12 protein-coding genes are annotated in these 20,022 nt (G+C 71.6%); 3 read left to right on the top strand and 9 right to left on the bottom strand.

Translation table 11 applies throughout. The features are described 5' to 3' along the window. Positions 1-94: 94 nt before the first annotated feature. The 7 genes from ACFZA0_RS23245 to ACFZA0_RS23215 all read right to left on the bottom strand — a co-directional run bounded on the left by ACFZA0_RS23245 (position 95) and on the right by ACFZA0_RS23215 (position 12,415). Positions 95-3,736: a LamG-like jellyroll fold domain-containing protein gene (locus ACFZA0_RS23245; protein ID WP_391020118.1), complete on the bottom strand. Its 3,642-nt coding sequence runs from the start codon at positions 3,734-3,736 to the stop codon at positions 95-97. A 71-nt stretch (positions 3,737-3,807) separates the two neighbouring features. After that, a complete protein-coding gene (locus tag ACFZA0_RS23240) occupies positions 3,808-5,346 on the bottom strand; it encodes an FG-GAP repeat protein (protein ID WP_391020114.1) in 1,539 nt (512 codons plus the stop codon). A gap of 420 nt (positions 5,347-5,766) precedes the next feature. Further along, entirely contained in the window at positions 5,767-7,287 is a 1,521-nt protein-coding gene (locus ACFZA0_RS23235; protein WP_391020111.1) for a polysaccharide pyruvyl transferase family protein, read from the bottom strand. Between the two features lie 235 nt (positions 7,288-7,522). After that, complete coding sequence (locus ACFZA0_RS23230; protein WP_391020108.1) at positions 7,523-8,662, bottom strand: hypothetical protein; 1,140 nt, start codon at positions 8,660-8,662, stop codon at positions 7,523-7,525. Positions 8,663-8,718: 56 nt separating this feature from the next. After that, positions 8,719-9,657, bottom strand: a complete 939-nt coding sequence (locus tag ACFZA0_RS23225) for an N-acetylneuraminate synthase family protein (protein ID WP_391020105.1) — start codon at positions 9,655-9,657, stop codon at positions 8,719-8,721. A 14-nt stretch (positions 9,658-9,671) separates the two neighbouring features. Further along, positions 9,672-10,982, bottom strand: a complete 1,311-nt coding sequence (locus tag ACFZA0_RS23220; RefSeq protein ID WP_391020102.1) for a cytidylyltransferase domain-containing protein — start codon at positions 10,980-10,982, stop codon at positions 9,672-9,674. Positions 10,983-11,098: 116 nt separating this feature from the next. Further along, complete coding sequence (locus ACFZA0_RS23215; RefSeq protein WP_391020099.1) at positions 11,099-12,415, bottom strand: DUF6716 putative glycosyltransferase; 1,317 nt, start codon at positions 12,413-12,415, stop codon at positions 11,099-11,101. A 198-nt stretch (positions 12,416-12,613) separates the two neighbouring features. On the opposite strand from ACFZA0_RS23215, the gene ACFZA0_RS23210 reads away from it, so the two are divergent. From ACFZA0_RS23210 to ACFZA0_RS23200, 3 genes are all read left to right on the top strand, one after another. Continuing rightward, the gene (locus tag ACFZA0_RS23210) at positions 12,614-13,591 is read left to right on the top strand and encodes a glycosyltransferase (protein WP_391020096.1); all 978 of its coding nucleotides are present in this window, start codon (positions 12,614-12,616) and stop codon (positions 13,589-13,591) included. Continuing rightward, positions 13,588-14,922: a polysialyltransferase family glycosyltransferase gene (locus tag ACFZA0_RS23205; protein WP_391020093.1), complete on the top strand. Its 1,335-nt coding sequence runs from the start codon at positions 13,588-13,590 to the stop codon at positions 14,920-14,922. The genes ACFZA0_RS23210 and ACFZA0_RS23205 overlap by 4 nt, the downstream gene beginning before the upstream one ends. A 212-nt stretch (positions 14,923-15,134) precedes the next feature. Beyond that, entirely contained in the window at positions 15,135-16,127 is a 993-nt protein-coding gene (locus tag ACFZA0_RS23200; RefSeq protein WP_391020090.1) for a hypothetical protein, read from the top strand. Positions 16,128-16,217: 90 nt separating this feature from the next. Here ACFZA0_RS23200 and ACFZA0_RS23195 read toward each other — a convergent pair whose 3' ends face one another. Together ACFZA0_RS23195 and ACFZA0_RS23190 are read right to left on the bottom strand one after the other, a co-directional pair. After that, entirely contained in the window at positions 16,218-18,548 is a 2,331-nt protein-coding gene (locus ACFZA0_RS23195) for a glycosyltransferase (protein ID WP_391020087.1), read from the bottom strand. Continuing rightward, positions 18,545-20,017 carry a glycosyltransferase family 29 protein gene (locus ACFZA0_RS23190; protein WP_391020085.1) on the bottom strand — a complete coding sequence of 491 codons (1,473 nt, stop codon included), beginning with the start codon at positions 20,015-20,017 and terminating at the stop codon, positions 18,545-18,547. Before ACFZA0_RS23190 ends, ACFZA0_RS23195 begins: the two co-directional genes overlap by 4 nt. Between the last annotated feature and the right edge of the window lie 5 nt (positions 20,018-20,022).

Genomic DNA, 20,022 nt, shown 5'->3' with positions numbered 1-20,022 from the left:
GGAGTCGGGGCGGGTACCGCACGGCCGGGCCGCCGGCCGGTGACCGCGGGGGTCACCGGCCGGCGGGAGCCCGGCCGTCGGTTCCGTCAGCCGCTCACGCGACGGTGCCTTCGATGCTCGCGCCGTCCGGCAGGACGGCCACGGTGGGGATCACCGAGGCGTCGAGGGCGCCCTGGAAGACCCGGACCTCGTCGACCGCGCCCGCGAAGTACGCGGACCCGGCGGCCCCGGTCAGGGCACGGCCCACCTGGAGCGAAGTCGTCGTGAAGTCCCAGGAGTTGTCCCAGGCGGCCTGCCCGGCGAGGACCCCGTTGACGTAGAGCTGCACGTCGCCGAAGACCGCCGAGTAGACCAGTGCGAGATGGTCGCCGTCCCCCTCGACGCTGGGCTGGACTCCCGTACCGGTGAGGGTGGTCGACGTCGCGGTGGCGCTGTCCTGATCGGTGGCGACCAGTTGCCAGCGGTCGGCGCTGCCCGAGTAACGGACCTGTACGGCGGTGCCCTTGGCGCCCGCGAGGGAGAGCAGCGTCTGGTCCGCTCCCCCGGCCGCGGTGAGCCTGGCCCTGGCGGTCAGCGTGAAGCTGTCCTCCTTGGAGAGCAGGCCCGAGGCCCTGCTCGCGTAGCCGCCGGTGCCGTCGAGGGCGAGGTGGCCGTCGCCCCAGAGGGGCTCCGCCGGGGGCGTGCAGTCCGGGTCGAGTTCCGCGTCGCAGCTCTCGTCCGGGGTGTAGATCGCGGCGCTGCCGCCGAGGGTGAGGCCGGTGCCGTTCTGTTCGTCCGGGGAGACCCCGGTGGTGGCACCGTTCAGCGCCCAGTACGCGAGCTGGTCGGCCTGGATGCCGGCCACGTCCTGGCCCTCCGCCTCGGTGACGACACGGTCGTAGACCTTGACGTCGGCGACGCTACCCTTCAGGAAGTTGGTGTACCCGTCGGGCTGGATCTTCCGGCCGATCTGGAGCGGTCCGGTCGCGTCCCACGCGGTGTGCTTGGCCTGGACGTCGTCCTCGATGAGGTCGCCGTTGACGTAGAGGCTGAGGGTGGCGGCGACCTCGTCGTAGACGCCGATGAGGTGGATCCAGCTGTCCGGTACGAGGCTCGCCCCGGAGACCTTCCAGGAACCGAGGGACTCGATGTCGGACATCGGGGTGCGGAAGGTCCACGAGCGGGTGTCCCGGTCGTAGCCCAGTTCGAAGCCGGGCTGGGCCACGCCGTCCTGGCTGACCACGGTGACGTTGTCGGTGGGTTCCTGCGGCAGGTCCACCCAGGCGCTCACCGAGAAGCTGTGCGAGGTGTCGACCACGGGTGCCCCGGCGTCCAGGTAGGCGTTCGCCGTGCCGTCGAAGGCGGCGGCGGTGTCCGTGGTGCCGAGCGGGCCGGCCGCGCCGAAGGCGACACCCGGGCCGGCGGCGGCCGCGGGCGAGCCGCTGGTTCCGGTGGCGGCGGCCGAGCCCCTGGCGTCACCGAGGGTCCAGCCGGCGGCCGGGGCGCGCCCGTCGTCCACCAGGAAGACGTAGGAGTTCGCGGTCTGCTGGGCGTTGCCCGCGCTGTCCACGGCGGTGGCCTCGACGGTCATCGTGCCCTCGTCCGGCGGCATCCAGCGCACGGTGGCGGGACCACCGGGCGACTGCGCGGGCACGGTCTTCCAGCTCTCGCCCTTGAAGCGGTACTTGTAGCTCGCCACGTCGGCCGACGCCGAGTCGAAGGTGAAGCTGCCGTAGTCGCCGACGCCGGCGTGCCAGGCGTCGTCGTCCGGGTAGTCCGCGGACGTGATGACGGGCGCCTTCGGCACGGTCGAGTCGTAGATGAACTCGCACCGGGTGGCGGAGCCGTCCAGGCTCCACGGCCCCCAGGCGGTGCCGTCCGAACCGCGCACGGCCCAGCCGACGGTGACGTTCTGCGGGATCGTGAACCCCGCCTCGCCGTCACCGCTGACGTCGTCGCCGACGGTGTACTTGAACGACGCGGAGCCCGTCTGGCCGGTCCCGGTGGTGGACTTGGCGGCGGTGGTCGCCGTGTGCTCGTAGTACGTCCCGTCCTTCGTCCAGAAGACCTCGAACTGCGCCTTCAGCGACTCCGACAGACCCGGGTTGTCGTTGTGGTCGTAGTCCTTGACCGTGGCCTTGAGGACGGGCACGTCGGAGACGTAGTGACCGGTGGCGTTGCCGTACTCGCAGGAACCGCCGGGCGACATCGTGAGGTCGTTCATGGCGGGCTGCAACGGCGGCCTGTTGTACGTCACTTCGAGGTGCGCGTTGCCGCAGAAGCGCTTCCAGTACGAGTAGTCGGACTCGCTGCCGGCCTTGAGCCGGAACGTGGTGGTGTCCCAGCCGCTGTCCGCGGCCTTCTGCACCGTGCTCTTCACGTTGAAGCGCACGTTCTGGTTGGTGGTGGTGCAGGAGCCCGCCGGGTTGGTCGGGGACTGGCTCGCCAGCGTCTCCTTGGACGCGGGCTGGTTGTTCCAGTCGGTGGAGGAGCTGATGGCGCTGGCGCCGGTGGAGTTGACCCGGGCGAGCTGCACCTCCTTGCCGGAGGTGCTGTAGGTGTGCACCATCGTCACCGCGAACTCGGCCGAGACGATGTCCTTGCCCTCGAAGCCCGCCGTGGGGATCGCGAAGAACTGCCGCTTCACGTCGCTCGTGCTGGAGCAAGTGTAGGAGACGTCCGCCGGACAGCGGCCCACGCCCTCGTCGTCGCCGAACTTCCAGAAGCTGGTGCCGCTCCAGTACGAGGACACCATCGTCCAGCCCGTGCGGTTGGCGGTCTTGACCACCGGGTCGATGTAGACGGGGTACACGGTGTCGTCGCCGGTCAGCAGCGCCTGGTCCGGGGACAGCGTCAGGCCGTTCCCGCTCAGGTCCACGGAGACGTCGGCGACCTGGGCGCCCTCGGGCGGGGTGACGTCGGTGCCGTCGGAGGCGGCCCCGTCGGCGGGGGCGGACGGGGAGGGGGACACGGTCGGTTCGGCGGGAGCGTCGTCGTGGGGCGTGGTGCTGGAGTCCCACATCAGGGGCTGCGGGGCCTCGAAGATCTCTCCGCCGGTGTCCGAGTCGGAGGCGCTGACACCGCCGTCGGCGGTCTCCTCGAGGTCCACCCCGGTGGAGTCGACCGCCAGGCGGAGCGCGTCCAGTGCCGGGTCGGCCGCCGCCCGCGCGGTCTTGACGACGAGGAGGTGCGAGAAGCCCTCGGCACCGGCGGTGACCTGGAGGTCCACGCCGGGCAGCACGTCGGGGTAGGTGGCGGTGGGCCCGTCGACGTCCGGCTCCGGCAGGGCGTCGGGCCACTGGAAGCCGAGGGACCGGCCGTCCTTCTCGATCGTGGCGAACGTCCGGTCGCCACCGCCGGAGAACGCCATGGTGCTGAGTGCGGCCCTGGGCGCCCAGGTTCCGTTGCGGCCCTCGACCAGCGTGGTGTCGATGTCCTTCCAGGCACCGTCCACCTTGGTGCGGACGGGCTGGACGTACTGAGTGGTCGTGAAGGTGCCGTCCGGGTTGGCGACGGTGGTGCTGCGCTCGTCCCGCAGGGAGAGGACCTCGACGGAGTCGCCGGACTTCTCTGCCCGCGCCTGCGCGTCGTCGGCGGAGGCGCTGCCCGCCGCCGGGGCGGCGGAGGCCGTCTCGTCCGCGGCGGCGGACTGCACGGCGGTGTCCAGCGCCGGGCCGCCGAACGTGCCGAGGGTGACGGCCGTGGCGAGTCCGAGGGCGAGCGCCGTGGTGCGCAGGGTTCTGCGTGCCGGTTGCACGGCAAGGGCCTTTCGTGGTGCCGCCGCGCGGCGGAGGGGAGGTTCGGCGTTCGGGTCGTGTCCGGCGCTCATCAGCGCATCACCCGTCCGAACGCCGTGCCGGCCGCCGGTACGCCGCCGCTGCCGGGCTGGATCGGGTACGTGGTGCCGGAACCCGACCACGCCGTCGCCCAGTTCAGGTAGGCGGCCGTGCCGGCCTCCTCGCCGCCGGCCTTGCTGTAGGGGATGCCGACGAACAGCGTGGAGGCGCTGGAGCCGACGCTCATCCCCACGTAGTCGCGGGCGTGCGCGGTGCCCGGGAGCAGTCCGCCGCGGGTCAGGATCCGGTCGCCGGTGCCGGGGGTGCCGAGCATCGAGAACACCTGGACGGCGCCGCCGTCCGCCGCGGCGCTGTCGTCACCGGGGACCCCGACCGCGATGCGGGCCGTGTCCGCGGTGGTGACCACGGACGTGTCCTGGTTCTGGACGGTGACGTTGAAGCCGAAGTGGTCGCCCTGGGTGGGATCGCCCTCCACGTCCGCGGTGTCCCGGTCGATGGAGTTGATCTCGTGCAGGGCGCCCTGCGGGTCGACCTGGAGCACCGCGATCGATCCGGCGTCCGTGGTCGTGCCGATGTCCTCGCCCGGGATGCCGACGACCAGGGCGGCGTCGCTGTTGTAGGTCTCGTCCGAGGGGCGCAGGTAGGTCATCGAGATCGAGGAGCCGAACCCGTCGCCAGCCTCGGGGACGCCGGTGACCCCGGCGGTGTCCTGGTCGATGCCGGCGAGCGGCGTGGGGCGCCCGTCGGTCGGGGTCTGGCTGAAGACGGTGACACCGCCCGCGAACTCCAGGTCGCCGATGGCCTCGCCCGGCGCGCCGACCGCGAGGTAGCGGTTGGTGCCGCCCAGCGAGTAGCCGAAGCGGTCGTTCTCCTCGGCGATGCCGGGGACGTTCGGGTCGTCCTGGTCGATGTTCACGGTGGTGGTGCCCACCCGGTACTGGATGCAGCCCGCGGCCGGGTGGTTGACCCCGTCGGTGATGACGCCCTCGCCCGGCGCGCCGACCGCGAGGTAGGGCTCTCCGGCGGCCGTGTTGCCGCCCTGAAGAGACCAGCCGAACCAGTCGTAGGACTCGGCGGTCGCCGCCGGGTCGAACGAACTCTGCGACCAGCCGCTGACCGCGCCGAGGCCGGTCGGGGCCCCGCGGACGACGTAGACAGCGCCGGCGTCGACGTGAGGGACGCCGTCCGCGCTCGTCACGTCCTCCAGGGGCGTGCCGATCGCCAGGTCGGTGCAGCCGTCCTGGTCGTAGTCGAGGGTGGTCAGGGACTGCCCGAACTGGTCGTGCGCCTCGGGGGTCGCCGGCATTCCGGCGGTCGCCTGGGAGATCTCCAGGACCCCCTTGCCCCCGCCCAGCACCACCCGGACCAGACCCGCCCCGACGACACCGCCGACCGTGGCCTCGGGATCGGCCACGGCCGTGTCCCGGACACCGTCCCCGTTGAAGTCGAAGCCGCCCGTCCCGGCGCAGCTCGCCGCCGCCGTGGCGGCCGTGGTGCCGCCCGGCAGGACGACGCCCATGGCGATCACCGCCGCGGCCGAAAGGCCGACCGTACGCGCACGGAACCGCACGCCCCCCACCCCCTGCTTTCCCGAAAAGTCACCGCGCCTCCACCGGAAGATCATCCTGTGTAGGCAGCATGGAGTTAATGGGAAACCCAACGAAGTGTCAACAGTCGGATGGCACCGCGGCCAATTCCGCCCCTTCCAGAAAAGGCGCAGCTCAGGACAGACGCGAAGAGATCAAGCGTTCCGGTGATGACACCCGGGGCACCCCAAACAGGGCGTTGAGCTGCTGCGACAGTCCTCACAACTGCCGACGACATGCCCGAAGAACTCCATGTCGGGCAAAAAGGGGAAGCACAGCCGGACAAAAGCTGGTGCACACAGAGAAATCATGACCGGGAACAGGCGGAGGCAAAGGAGACCGGGCAGCAAAAAGGACCGGAATCCGGGAGAAACGGATTCCGGCCCTTGTGGAGCAGCGAGGTGTCAGGAGTCGCCGGAGGTCTTGTTCGGCTGCTTCTTCCCGCCCGCTCCCAGCCGGCGGCGCACCGCCGGGCCCACCCGGACCAGGAGGCGCTTGTCTATGCCGGTGACCTTCTTGTCGGTCGCCGCGAGGCGCTTCTCCGTGGCGGCGAGGCGCTTCTCCAGGGCGGCGATGGCCGACGCCTGGGTCTTGTTGGTGCGTTCGGCGGTGCCGAGCTTCTTGGTCAGCGCCTCGTTCTTCTTCGCCAGACCGTCGATGCGCTTCCCCGCCGCCTCGCGGTTGGCGGCTATCTGCTCGCGGAGCCGGGCGAACCGGTAGCGCAGGTCACCGTCGTCCGCGCCGTCCCACAGCCGCACGGAGGGCGGCAGTTCCAGCGACTTCATACGGGCCTCGAAGGCGGTGCCGCCGTCGCCGTGCTCGTACGCGTTCTCCAGGTCGTTGCGCGTGAGGAAGGCCGTCATGCGGGCGAAGCGCTCCGCGTGGCCGGCGTACATGGGCCCGAAGTCGGCCTCCTCGTAGAGGGTGGCCGGGTCCGTGTCGACGGGGAGACCGCGGAACATCCGGTGCGGGATGTCGAAGTAGCGGCAGAGTTCGAGGGTGCGCGAGTCGTGGGTGAGCACCACCGCGGGGGTTCCGGCCAGCAGCGCCGCCACGTTGCCGTGGATGCGGGTGCCGAAGGCGAAGTCGTACTCGGCCAGGTCCTCCAGCCACGTCTTCGGGTCCAGCGGCACGGTGACCTTGCCCTCGCGGAACAGGTCGTGGCTGAGCTGGAGCGGAAAGTCGTCGACGTAGCCGGACTCGGCCGACGTGTCGCCCCAGTAGAGGAGTTCGGCGTCGACCATGTTCTGGGCGAAGTACATGAGGCGGGGGAAGCGCTCCGCCGTGCGGGCCGCGAGGCCGGCGATGTCACCGACCGGCCGGGCGTTGGGCGACAGGTTGAGCGCGATGCGGGTCTCGGGCCCGAAGGTGCCCGGCTTGCGCAGCGCGGGGAACGTGTCGCCGTACAGGAACATCGACGGGCAGCCGATGATGTCGACGTCCTTGAAGCCCAGCCCGTTCAGGTAGTCGGCGGTGAGCTCCCCGCGGACGCCCATGGTGGCGGACCGGTCGAGGACGGCACGGGCGAACCGCTTGACGGAGTCCTTCATCGGGTCGAGCACACCGGTGTCGTACTCCGCGCCCACCTGCGCGCCGACGCCGAACACCACGACGGGGATGGTGAGTTGCTCGATCAGCGTGGAAAGGCGGTCCAGTGAGGCCTGGAACTGGGGGCGGAAGGCGTTGGCGAGCGGCACGACGAACGCGTCGTACTGCTCGTTGATCTGCGCCGCGCGCTCCGCCGAGGGGTTCGTGCGGATGCCGTTCGAGGTGACCTCGGCGTTCGGCGTGGTCAGCATCTTGTGCGCGGAGTCGCTGAACAGGAGGTTGCCGGTGTTCGTCCCCATCAGGTCCTGATGGAGGTACTCGGCCGTGGTCGCGGCGTGGAAGGGGCTCTTCCCCGACCGCATCAGGATGCGCTTCACCTGTTGTCCCGTTCATCTCATCGCGGCGCACGTCATCGAGGCGCGGGGTTGCGAGGGCTGGACCGGACCGATATGTCCGGTGGCCCGGCGCCCGGCAAAGGCCAGGAAACCGTAAGGCGAAGGGAAGGTTATCTTACTGTCAGCTCACCAACATGGGCGTGTTCGGTCACATGTGATCCGTATCGAAAGGGGCGGGCCCGCTCGGACCGCCCCCGGCCGCGGACCGCCGCCTGCCTCAGACCGCGGCCTCCGGCCCCGCGACCCGCGTCAGCCGCTGCACGTCCCGTGCCGTTCCCGTCACTCCCGACAGGAAGCCCTCCGCCCGGGGGGACGCCGTGGCCGTGAGCCAGGTGGGGTCGATGTCGCAGACCGCCACGCGGACCTCCGTGCCGGCCAGGGCCAGCGGGAGGGTGTGGACGACCGTCGAGGGGAAGCTCAGCACGGTGCGGCCGATGGGGCCGCGGCGGGCGATCAGTTCCAGGGGCAGGTCCGGGCGGACGATCTCCAGGCCCGTCTCCACCGCCAGGCGGTGCAGCTTCTCCGTGGCCTCGCGGCGGTGGGCGAAGTAGCGGGTCGCGCCATGGGCCTTGGCCAGGGAGCGGACCGCTTCGAGGTAGCGGTCGCCGTCCACCACGCCCGTCTCGACGAGCGAAGTGCCCACCATGTCGGCGCCCTTGGTGATGCGCGGCGGCCCGAAGCGCTCCCGCGTCCAGGCGAAGGTGTTCTCGGTGACCGTGACGCCCTCGGGCCTCTCCTCGATCGGCATCGAGGAGAAGACCTCGACGCGGCGTCCCTCGCGCGGCGTCAGCCTGCGGCGGGCCGAGGAGGAGACCGGGGCGAAGACCAGGTCGCGCGGGCCGGGCCGGCCGCCCTTGCGGTGCCAGCGCACCAGGCGTTCCCCGCGCGCGAGTTGGGCGACGAACTCCATGGTCGCGGTGCCGTCGTCCACGACGACCAGGTCGTTCGCGCGGGTGATCGTCAGAAGGAGCTGTACGTAACGGGAGAACGGGTCCCCCATGACGACCCGCTCCGCGCGGCGCAGCAGCGGGGCGAGGCCGCCGATGGTGTGGAACGGGGCCGCGGTGCCGCCCCGCGCCTCCTCCCAGCGGACCTCGTGGCCCTCCTCGCGGGCGAGTTCGGCCATGCGGCGCAGCTGTCCGCGGGTCATCGGGTCGGTGGGCGACAGGACGACGAGGGTGAGTCCCGCGCCGCTTCCGGACGGGTCGACCCCCTTGCCGGGCAGGGGAGTCGGCCCGGCCGGGGCCGGGTCCCGCAGGGCGTGCGCGTGCGCCCACTCCAGCACGTTCAGCAGTTGTACCGGGCTCTCGACGAAGGCGAGAGTGCGGGAGCCGGCGGACCCGGCGCGGGGGCTCATCGACGTACGACCGTCCCGTCGTAAGGCGGCGTGGGGGGACTTGGGGAGCGGGGCGGTCAGACCGTGACCGGCTCGCCGGCCGCGGCGGCGATCTCGGCCTCGGCCACGACGCCCTGGACGCGGCGCAGCTTCTTCATGGGGCCGATCTCGGAGTCGTAGACCTTCTTGACGCCGTCGCCGAGGGAGGCCTCGATGGTGCGGATGTCGCGGACCAGCCGGGTCAGGCCCTGCGGCTCGACGGAGGCGGCCTGGTCGGAGCCCCACATCGCGCGGTCGAGGGTGATGTGGCGCTCGACGAAGACGGCGCCGAGGGCGACCGCGGCCAGCGTGGTCTGCAGGCCCGTCTCGTGGCCGGAGTAGCCGATCGGCACGTTCGGGAACTCGGCCTGGAGGGTGTTGATGACCCGGAGGTTGAGCTCCTCGGCCTGCGCCGGGTAGGTCGACGTGGCGTGGCACATCAGGATGTTGTCCGAGCCGAGGACCTCGACCGCGTGGCGGATCTGCTTCGGGGTGGACATGCCGGTGGAGAGGATGACCGTGCGGCCGGTGTCGCGCAGGGCGCGCAGCAGCTCGTCGTCGGTCAGGGAGGCGGAGGCCACCTTGTGGGCGGGCAGGTCGAACTTCTCCAGGAAGGCGACGGCCTCGGTGTCCCACGGGGAGGCGAACCAGGCGATCCCCTTCTCCTTGCAGTACGCGTCGATGCGGCGGTACTCGTCCTCGCCGAACTCCACGCGGTGGCGGTAGTCGATGTACGTCATCCGGCCCCAGGGGGTGTCGCGCTCGATGTCCCACTGGTCGCGCGGGGTGCAGATCTCCGGGGTGCGCTTCTGGAACTTGACGGCGTCGCAGCCGGCCTCGGCGGCGGCGTCGATCAGCTTGAACGCGTTCTCGATGTCGCCGTTGTGGTTGATGCCGATCTCACCGGTCACGTAGACGGGGTGGCCGGGGCCCACGGGACGCGAACCGAACTGGCGCTGGCGGGAGTTGTTGCTCATGGGGGTGGGTTTCCTTAACTGGTGAGGGAATCGAGAGAGGGGCCGAGGATCCAGCTGGCGATCTCTCGGATCGCGCCGTCGCCACCGCGGACGGTGGTGACAGCGCGTGCGGCGCCACGTACGGCGTCGTGGGCGTTCGCGACCGCCACGGGCCAGCCGGCGAGGGCGAAGCACGGGAGGTCGTTGACGTCGTTGCCGACGTAGAGCACGCGCTCGGGCGCGATGCCCTGCTCCTCGCACCACTGCTTCAGGGCGAGGTCCTTGCGGTCGACGCCGTGCAGGACCGGGAGGTTCAGCTTCCGGGCACGGGCGGCGACGACCGGGTTCTGTTCCGTGGACAGGATCAGCAGCTTCAGCCCCGACCTGCGCAGGGCCGCGATGCCGAGGCCGTCCCCGCGGTGCACGGAGACGATCTCCCGTCCTTCGGAGTCGATCAGCACCCGGTCGTCGGTCTGGGTGCCGTCGAAGTCCAGTACGACCGCGTCGATGTCGTCGGCGGTCGGCAGCGAACCGGGCTGGTCCGCGTCGAAGAGGGGGGCCAGCGCGCGGGCGCGGGCCAGGTCGTGCGGGTCGTCGATCTCCAGCACGCGGGCCGGGTCGGTGCGCACGAGTTCGGTGCGGCCGAAGAAGCGGTGGCCGTGCACGCGGAAGCCGGGGGCGTCCATCGCGTAGGCGGCGCCGGTCTCCAGCAGGTCCTGCGGGCGGTCCTGGCGGCGCGGGCGGAACGACTTGTCGTGGTTGACGCCGTAGCCGCCGGCCGGTGCCGCGGTGTCCGCGAGGGCGGTCGTCGTGCCGGTGGAACCGGCCGCCGCGGCGGCGGCCGGGGCGGCCTGCCCGGCGGGCTCGTCGTCGCCGTCGCGCCACACGAAGCCGTGGAAGGGCGCGACGGTCACGGCGGTGTCGGCGCCGTGCTCGGCGACGGCGGAGGCGACCCGCTCGACGTCCTCGCGGACCAGGAAGGGGCTGGTGCACTGCACGAGCAGGACGACGTCCACCGGGGCGCCGTGCAGGGCCTCGTGGGCGTCCATGGCGTGCAGGACGGCGGCCTCGGAGGTGGCGGTGTCGCCGGCGATGGCCGGGGGCCGCAGGACGACCTCGGCGCCGGCCCGGCGGGCGGCCGCGGCGATGGCCCGGTCGTCGGTGGAGACGACGACGTCGGTCACCAGGCGGGTCGCGCGGCACTCGCGCACGGCGCGGGCCACCAGCGGCACACCGCCGACGGCGGCAAGGTTCTTGGCGGGGACGCCCTTCGACCCGCCCCGTGCGGGGATCACGGCGAGGACGCGGCGCACGGCGGCGCCGGATCCCGCTTCGGGCTCGGACATGGACTGGACTCCTTGGGTTCCTCGGGAAGGCGTTCCTCGGGAGGGCACCGGCGCGGCGGCCGGCACGGTGCGCGGGGGCGGGCGGTCGTCCACCGCCGCCTCGCGCCGTGGGTCGCTCACAGTTCGCCCATCCGCCGGATCACGGGCGCCACGCGCTGCACGCCGTGGCGGTACGCGCCCCGGGCCGCGCGGCGCACGATCTGCCGGACGGGTCCGGGCTGCCGGTCGGCCGCGGGCGCGCCCGGCAGCGGGGCGCCGTCGGGGCCGAGGTGGTGGCGGGCGAGGATGCCGGGCAGGTATCCGGGGGCGGTGGTGGACGTGTAGTAGGGGGTCAGCGGCGGCAGGCCGCCGGGGCGGTCGAGCAGCTTGGTGATGCGGGCGCGGGCGGCGTCGAAGGCGGCCTCGTAGGTGCCGGCCCCGGCGGCGACGCCCTGGCGCTCCACCCACTCCGGGTCGGGCGACGGGGTGTGTCCGGCGTCCAGCTGGTCCCAGGAGGCGAGGCAGCCGGAGCCCACGAAGTGGTGGTTGCCGAGTGCCTCGCGCACCCCGAGGTCGGTCAGGACGACGGTGGGGACGCGCCGGTGCAGGGATTCGAGGGCCGCGGTGGAGCTGACGGTGACGAGCAGGTCGGTGCGGTCCAGCACCTCGCCCATGTGGCCGTAGACCAGGCGGAGGTTGGGCGGCAGGCCGGCCCGTTCCGCCAGCTTCTGGTAGGGCAACTCCTCGATGTGCGTGGTGTGTTCGCCGGGCCGTGAGCGCAGCTTCAGCAGCACCTCGCGGCCGGGGTGCAGCCGGGCGTGGCCGATCAGCCGGTCCAGCAGGTACGTGCGGTCCCGGCGGTTCTCCGGCACGGAGGGCTGGGCCGCGAACACCACGGTGTACGGGTCGTGTTCGGCGGTGCGGGGCGCTCCGCCGAGGAACGGCAGGGCGACCTCGGTGACCGAGGACGCGTCGGCGCCGACTCCTTCGTACACGTCGCGGAACCGGTCCGCGTCCTGGCGGGAGTTGGCGAGGACGAGGTCCGCGCCGTGCCGCAGCAGCAGGCCGTCGGCGAGCTTCTCGTAGACGACGCCGACGTAGCCGGTGACGACGACGGGGCGCTGCCGCCGGTCCGCCCAGATGTTGCGCAGGCCGTGCAGGACGGCCTGCACGCCGCCGCCGACGAGGGCGAGGACCACGATGTCGTAGGACTCCCGCGCCATGACGCGCAGGAACTCGACGGCGGTCACCTCGCCGAGCGAGTCGGCGCGGACGCCAACCTCGTCGAGCTGGCGGGCGGTGGGGGTGGACCGGCCCCGCAGGAGGTAGCCGTCGAGGCGGACGTCCGACGCGTCCGGAGCGATACGGTTCGCGGTGAGCGCGCCCCATTTCCACCGGGTGTCGGAATCCGCGAGAACGGCGATCCTGAGGGACTTCGTTGCACTTGCTGGCACACGACAGACGTTAGGAAGTGATTCCGTGGTTCGGCCCAACCCGAATACAACAACGGGTTAACAGCACATCGCCGATTGGCTGTTGGGGCACTCGAACAGGTCCGAAAGAACCTGGTTCACGTCATCGCCACGTCGAGTTCACCTCGTATCAAACCATCGGTAAAGACGAATGCCGGGGCGCCCCCTAACGTCGGCCGGGTGCTCAAGCTCTCCGTCATCGTGCCGTTCTACAACGTGCAGCAATACGCGCCGGACACCCTCAGAAGTCTCCGGGCGAACGCGCGCGACAACTTCGAATTCATTCTCGTCGACGACTGCTCCCGCGACGGGACCCCGGACATCCTCGCGCGCGCGGAGCGCGAGCTGCCCGGTGCGGTGGTGATCAGACACGAACGGAACGAGGGGCTGGCGACCGCGCGCAACACCGGTATCGACCGGGCGCGCGGCGAGTACGTCACGTTCCTCGACGGTGACGACTGGCTCGCCCCCGGCTACCTGCCGCGCCTGCTCGCGGTCATAGAGGGGCTGGGGTGCGACTTCGTGCGCACCGACCACGTGCAGTGCACCGGCAGGGCCCGCACCGTGCACCGGGTGCCGCACGGCCGCCGCGACGTGGTCGCCGACCCGCGGCGGGCGATCCTGCCGGTGGACCGCTCCACCTCGGTCGACTACGCCTACGCGTGGGCCGGCATCTACCACCGGCGGCTGCTCGACCGCGGGCTGCTGCATTTCACCGACGGGCTGCGCACGGCCGAGGACCGGCCGTGGATCTGGAAACTGCACCGCGAGGCGGAGTCCTTCGCGGCCACCGCGCTGCTGGGTGTTTTCTACCGGCGCGGTGTCGCCTCGTCCCTCACGCAGATCGGCGACGTACGCCAGCTCGATTTCCTTCGGGCATTCGACCAGGTGATCGACGAAACGGCGCAGGACCGCGACGCGAAAACCCTGCTGCCCAAGGCGGTGCGCACGTATTGCGCGATCATTTCCCATCATCTGGGTTCCATCGAAAGGTTCGAGCCGGCGGTGGCGAAACAGCTGAAGTCCCGGTCCGCGACGGCGCTGCGGCGCATGCCGCAGGACGTGCTGGACGAGGCGCTGGCCTCGATGGACGTCCAGCGCGCGACCCGGCTGCGCCGGCTGCGCCGCCGCCCCGCCGGCGCGGGAGCGGCCGCGTGACGACTCAGATCTTCCAGGTGTCGACGCTGTACGGCACCGCCACGCTCGCGGCGGCGATCGACGCCGACTGCTTCCCGCCGGCCGACCGGCGGATCCTGCTCGTCTGCAACAACGCGGCGACCCCGGAGACGACGCCCGCGGTGGACGGGATGCCGGGGTTCGACCGGCTGCGCGGACGGTTCGACGAGGTGGTCTCGTGGAACGAGACGTTCTTCCCCTTCCACCCGGGCGGCTGGGCCCCGCGGGCGGAGGATCTCCCGCTCTGGGAACGGTACTTGCGCCTCGCGTGGCGCATCGGTGACGACGACGTCCAGGTGGCCGTGGAGTCGATCCAGGTCAACCCGGCGCTCGGCGTCACGCAGATGTTCACGGGCGCCCCCGTGACGGTCTACGCGGACGGCCTGATGAGTTACGGCCCCACCCGCAACAAGATCGACCCGCTGGTCGGTTCCCGGATCGACCGGCTGCTGCACCTGGACCTCGTACCGGGGCTGGTGCCGCTGCTGCTGACCGAGTTCGGCGTGGAGCCGGAGATCGTGCCGACGGACGCCTTCGTCAAGACGCTCGCCGAACTCTCCGACACCGCCGACGGGTTGCCGCTCGTCGAGGCACCGGCGCTGCTGCTCGGCCAGTACCTGTCGGCCCTCAACATCCTCACCGTGGAGCAGGAGGAGGACCTGCACGTACGGATGCTGGAGGGGGCCCTCGCGCTGGGCCACCGCACGGTGGTCTTCAAGCCGCATCCCACCGCGCCCGCCCGCTACTCGCGCACGCTGGAGGAGCGCGCGGAGGCGCTGGGCGTGGACCTCACGGTGCTGGACACCCCGGTGCTCGCCGAGGTGCTGTACCAGCGCATGCGGCCCGCGCTGGTCGTGGGCTGCTTCTCCACGGCGCTGCTCACCGCGTCGGCGCTGTACGGGCTGCCGGTGGCCCGGGTCGGCACGGACGTCCTGCTCGACCGGCTGTCGCCGTTCGAGAACAGCAACCGCGTGCCGGTGACCGTGGTGGACGCCCTGCTGCCCGACCTGGCGGACGCGGCGGCGGTGACCGCGCGGCGGCCGGGCATGCCGACCCCGGACCTGGCGGCGCTGGTGCGCACGGTCGGGTTCGCGATGCAGCCGAGGGTGCTGCACCGGCTGCGCCCGGAGGCCGTCGCGTACCTGACGGCCCGGCTGAACGACCACACCCTGCGCTACTTCAAGCGCAAGCGGCTCACGTCGCTGGGCCTGCCGGGCGGGATCCCGGCGCAGCTCTCGTTCCTGCCGCGCAGCGCGACGGCCCGCCGCGTGGTGCGCCGGGCACGGGCGCTGCGCAAGGCGGTGGGCCGCTGACCCGGACGGGAGCGGGAACCGCGGCAACGGCCGCGGACGGCCACGGGGCCGTCCGCGGCCGTTGCCGTCGGTTCGGGTGACGGCGGGGGAACACGCGGCCGAAGAGTGAGGGAAACGAAAGAGAACGCCATGAAAGCGCTCTGATTTCCCTGGTATCTCAGGGGAGTTGACCAACGGAACACGCCAGGCTCCGACAACCCCGTGAGGCATCCATGACGCACCTCGCCCGGCTCTATCCGCTCCTCGACGACGTGGAACTGCCGGACAACCTGCCCTACACCCAGGTGAGCGAGTGGGAGCTGCGCTTCCTCTACCTGCTGGGCCGCCACCACCTCGCGGGCAAGGACCGGCTGGTCGAACTGGGTTCGGGCGGCGGCGGATCGACGTACGCGCTCGCCCTCGGGCTCAGCGAGAGCCCCGTCTTCGACCGCCGCACGGGCCGGCTGCACGCCTACGACTTCTTCCGGGTGGGCAGGGGCACCTTCGCGACGGAGAAGTTCTTCACCTCCGGGGCCAAGCCCGAGGACGACAACTCCTTCCTGGAGGACTTCCGCGAACGGCTGTCGCCGTTCCTGCCGTTCATGGAGATCCACGCGGGCGACATCTGGCGCACCTCGGACCCCGAGGACCTGAGCCCGGTGGAGTTCCTGCACATCGACATGGCCAAGACGGCCCGCGTCCACCGCTGCGTCTCGGAGCGGTTCCTGAGCCGGGTGCGGCCCGGATCGGTCGTGCTGCACCAGGACTTCGCGGGCCCCCGGCTGCCGTGGCTGCACTACAGCACCGGCGCGCTGCTGCCGTACATCGAGCTGTCGGGTCCCCCGATCCGCTCCACGCTCGCCTTCGAGGTGACCCGGCCGGTGCCGCGGGAGGTGCTCACCGCGATATCCGAGGACTCCTTCGCGTACGAGGAGAAGCTGGCGCTGATCTCCGCCGTGCAGGAGCGCGTGGACCGCGACCACACCGGCGGCATCCCGTTCAAGTCGGTGCTGGAGCTGGCCAAGGCGTACGTCGCGCACTACGACGGGCGGCACCGCGACGCGTGGCGGATCGCCAAGCCGATGGCCCGCGACGAGTACCTGGCGCGCACCCGCGCCGACCACTTCCGCCAGATCGAGAAGGCGTACAGCGAGGAACGCGGCGCGCAGCGGGGCCCGTTGGCCAGGCGGTTCAGCCGGCTCGCCGGGAGGGCGGCCCGCCGCTGAGCGGAGACGGGTGCCGGCCGGGCACGGGCCCGGCGCGTTCGCCCCCGCGGTCCTGGACCGCGGGGGCGAACGCGTGACGCGAGGACGGACTCAGCCGCCCATGATGACGCGCAGGTCGGCGGCGTTCGCCTCGGTGACCTTCCACAGCTCCTGCTGACGGCCGTGCACGTCGGCGACGGTCGCCGCGTGGTCGGCGAGCAGGTCCCGGGAGCGCTCCACGAGCCGGTCCGCGAGGTGGCGGTCGTGCACCGAGACACCCCACTCGGGCCGGTCGATGTCACGCAGGAAGTACGCCATCTTCGGGTGCGAGATCAGGCTGACGATCGGGGTCCCGCAACCGAACGGGATCATGCCCGCGTGGCCGCGCATGCCGATGACCAGCTTGGTCCGCGCGTACAGGTCGCGGATCTCGTCGTTCTCGAAGTCGTACATCGGGATGACGGGCATCGAGATGCCGTGCTCGCGCCGCAGGTCGAAGGCGATCCGCTCGTCGTCCAGCGAGTGGGCGACGCACTGCACCTCCGCCAGCGAGCCCAGCCGCTTCACCGCGTCGGCCATCTGCGCCAGGAAGTAGTCGTAGTCGTGGCCGAAGCGCAGTCCCGCGCGGTCGTACGCGGCGTTGATCAGAATGGTGTCGTCGCGGACCGCCGGGTCCCGCCAGCCGGCGACGAGCTGCCGCGTGACGGTGGTGGGGCAGGGCTGGAAGCGCACCTTGTCGTGCAGGTGCGCGGGGAGCATGGAGCGCACCTTGTCGATCGAGCCGTGGTTGCGCAGCCCGAAGAACGAGGAATGCTCGACGAGTTGGCGCAGCGACTCGCGGAAGCGGCCGGCCCGGTAGGACTGCCCGTCGAAGGCGTTGAAGCCGACGGCGTACACCGCGATCGGCACGTCGATGCGGTTCAGCAGACGGTCCGGGACGTTCCACTGCCAGGCGCTGTTGCCGTTCGGCATGGTGTCCGGGATGAACAGGCCGCCACCGCCGATGACCAGCCCGCGCCGGGAGTTGACCCGGTCGAGCGCGGCCTCGTCGAAGAGGCGGTGGGCGTGCACGGGGTGCCAGCGGCGCGAGGACGTGTCGGGGCCGAAGCCGAGCCGCACGGTCTCCGGGAGCAGCTTGTCGCCCGCGTTGCCCTGTCGGTCCATGTAGAAGGCGACGTGCGCCAACTGGTCCTCGGGGGCGCCCAGTTCCTGGGCCGGGACGGACGCCGCACGCTGCGCCCACAGCCGCGAGGAGCGGTGCGTGGGGTCGACGGTCAGGCCGGCCGTCGCGTACCGCAGCGCCTCGGCGTTCTCGCCGTGCACCCAGGCGATCTGGGCGAGCCGGGCGTAGGCGGTGGCGGCACGGTTGGGCGCGGCGGTGGCGAGGAGCAGTTCGGTCTTCGCCTCCTCGTAGCGGGACACGCTGGACAGGGCGTGGCCGAGCACCTCGTGCGGCCATGCCTCGCCGACCGGGACGTGGACCTTCTCCAGGATCTCCACGGCCTCCTGGTACTCGCCGGCGCCGATGTGCGCGAGGGCGACCCGGCGGGCGGCGTCCAGGTCGCCGGTGCGGGCGACGTGCGGGGTGCCGTAGTGCACGAGCAGGTCGTGGTGGAGGGTGCCGGGGCGCCCCAGGTACGCCGCGTGGAACTCGGCGTCGGTCAGCTCGTACTCGCGCCAGCGGTCCTCGGCCTGCGCGTAACCGGCCTCGCCGCCCTGCCAGGGCTTGTGACGCCCGGTGAAGTGCAGGATCGCGGTGTCGTCGGGCACCGGGAGGTCACCGGAGAGGCGCCGCTTGACGAAGTTGAAGCGCGGGTCGAGACGCACGAAGCCGCCGTCGAGGACGGCGTTCAGGATGCCCTGGTCGTGCTTGTCCAGCTCGTAGGTGCCGGCGCGGCCGACGGTGTCGATCCGGTCGCAGAACTCGTCGCTGAGGTACTCGCGCTGGATGACCAGCAGGCCCGAGTTCAGCTTGTGCTGGCCGTAGAAGAACTGCGGGACGGCGGCCAGTCCCTCGCGCAGGGCGAGCAGTTCGTCCAGACGGTCGAGGACCACCATGTCGGTGTCCAGGGTGATGACCGTGTCGTAGCCGCGCAGCCGGAAGACGTCGAGGATGAAGTAGGCCTTGCGGACGAGGTAGTTGTCCTGGTCGCCCTTGACGTAGCCGTCGTAGCGGTCGGCCCCCACGCGGTGCAGCACGATGCGCGGGTGCAGGGCTCGGATGGCGGCGATCGAGGAGGGCCGGAGGTCGTCGTGGAGGACCACGAAGTCCTCGCACACGCCCGGGTTGGTCAGCGCGAGGCTGCGCAGCAGCACCAGGAAGCCGGGCAGGTAGTTCTCGTCGACGAAGCTCGCGAAGGCGATCCGGCGCTTGCCGGTGAGCGCGGCGGCGGAGTCGGCGGCCGGCGCGAGGGCGGCGGGGGACGGGGAGGTCGTGGTCATCGCAGGGATATCCTCATGTCGGTCACGCTCTGCGCACGCTGCATGACCCATTCCTTCTCGCTGGTGTATTCGTGCACGGAGGTGATGGGCATCTTCATCGCGGCGGGCATGCGGTACGCGCCGCTCTCGTAGAAGTCGAAGCCGATCAGGTCGAGGGTCGGGCTGACGTCCAGGAAGTCCAGCAGGAACAGCATGTTGAACCCGCTGGTCGGGATCGAGCTCCACTGCTCGTTGCCGAGCCGGCCGATGTTGCGCACGGGCCAGCGCAGCGACTCGTCGCCGAGGTACTGCTGCGCGCCGGGCACCAGGCGGTTGCGCAGCGAGTGCTTCCAGTCGCCGGAGATGCCGCCGAACACGAGGCGGGTGGTGACCCGTTGGTCCCAGTTGAACCCGTGCTTGTGGATGGTGGCGTGGATGTCCGTGCGGCTGCCGGTGTGCCTCGGGTCGATGCGGTACGAGTTGAAGCGCACCACCAGGTCGTAGGCGTCGATGTCGGCGCCCATGGAACTGGCGCTCACGCGGCCGGAGTTGGCGATCAGACAGATCGACTTGCCGGTGATCTGGTTGCGGAACTCGCCCAGACTCATCCACTGCACCCCGCCGAAGGTGGGGTCGGCGACCGGACCGCGCATCCGCAGCCTGCGGTACTCGGCCCACAGCTCGACGGCACCGGTGAGCCGGGTGAGCGCGGCGGGGTCGCCGCCGGCCGACCGGCGGCGCAGGTCGAGGTACTGGGCGACCAGTTCCTGGCGGTCGTTGACCGGGGCGTCCTCGGCGGCGTGCGCGAGGAGCGCTCCCACCAGCCGGGGCTCGGCGGCCTCGACGTCGCCCGCGGCGCGCAGGGCGAGCCCCTCGGCCCACACGTCGGTGGCCGGTCCGCGCTCGAACTCCGTTGCCTGCGGGCACTGTTCGCGCAGGACGCGGAGGAGTTCCCGCTCCTTGGCGCCCGCCGCGCGCATGCCGGTGATCCGGGCGCCGACGCCGAAGCCGTCGTCGTCGGTGAGCTTCAGGTAGCGCTCGTAGGCCTCCAGGGCCCCGCTCTCGTCCCCGAGGGTCTCCAGCAGCCGGGCCCGCAGCCGCCATCCGGCGCGCGAGTTCTTGCGCTGGGCGAGGACGGTGTCGCTGACCACGAGGGCGAGGTTCAACTCGTCGTCGTAGCCGCAGTCCAGGGCCTTGTTGCCGACCGCGAGGAGGGCGTCGAGGAGTTCGTTGCCGATGGTCGGCGCGGCGGGCGCGGCGCCCTTCACGGCGCGCTTGAGCAGCGCCGTGGCACCGGCGGCCTTGTCGGGCGCGGCGGCGGCCGGGGCCAGGCTCCACGCGACGAGCAACTGCCGGAGTTTCTCGGCGAGATCGATGCGGCGCCTGTCGAGGCTGCCCACGAGTTTGCCGCTGTGCGTGGCGCAGGCGTGCAGGCAGTCGTCCAACTCCCCTCCACGCGTACGTGCCCGTCTGTTCTGGACGCTCGTCATGCCAC

Origin of the sequence: Streptomyces sp. NPDC008150 (genome assembly GCF_042956945.1) — a bacterium.
Taxonomy (GTDB): Bacteria; Actinomycetota; Actinomycetes; order Streptomycetales; family Streptomycetaceae; genus Streptomyces.
Note: the sequence above shows the minus strand (reverse complement) of the source record. Positions and strands in the feature narration are given on the sequence as shown.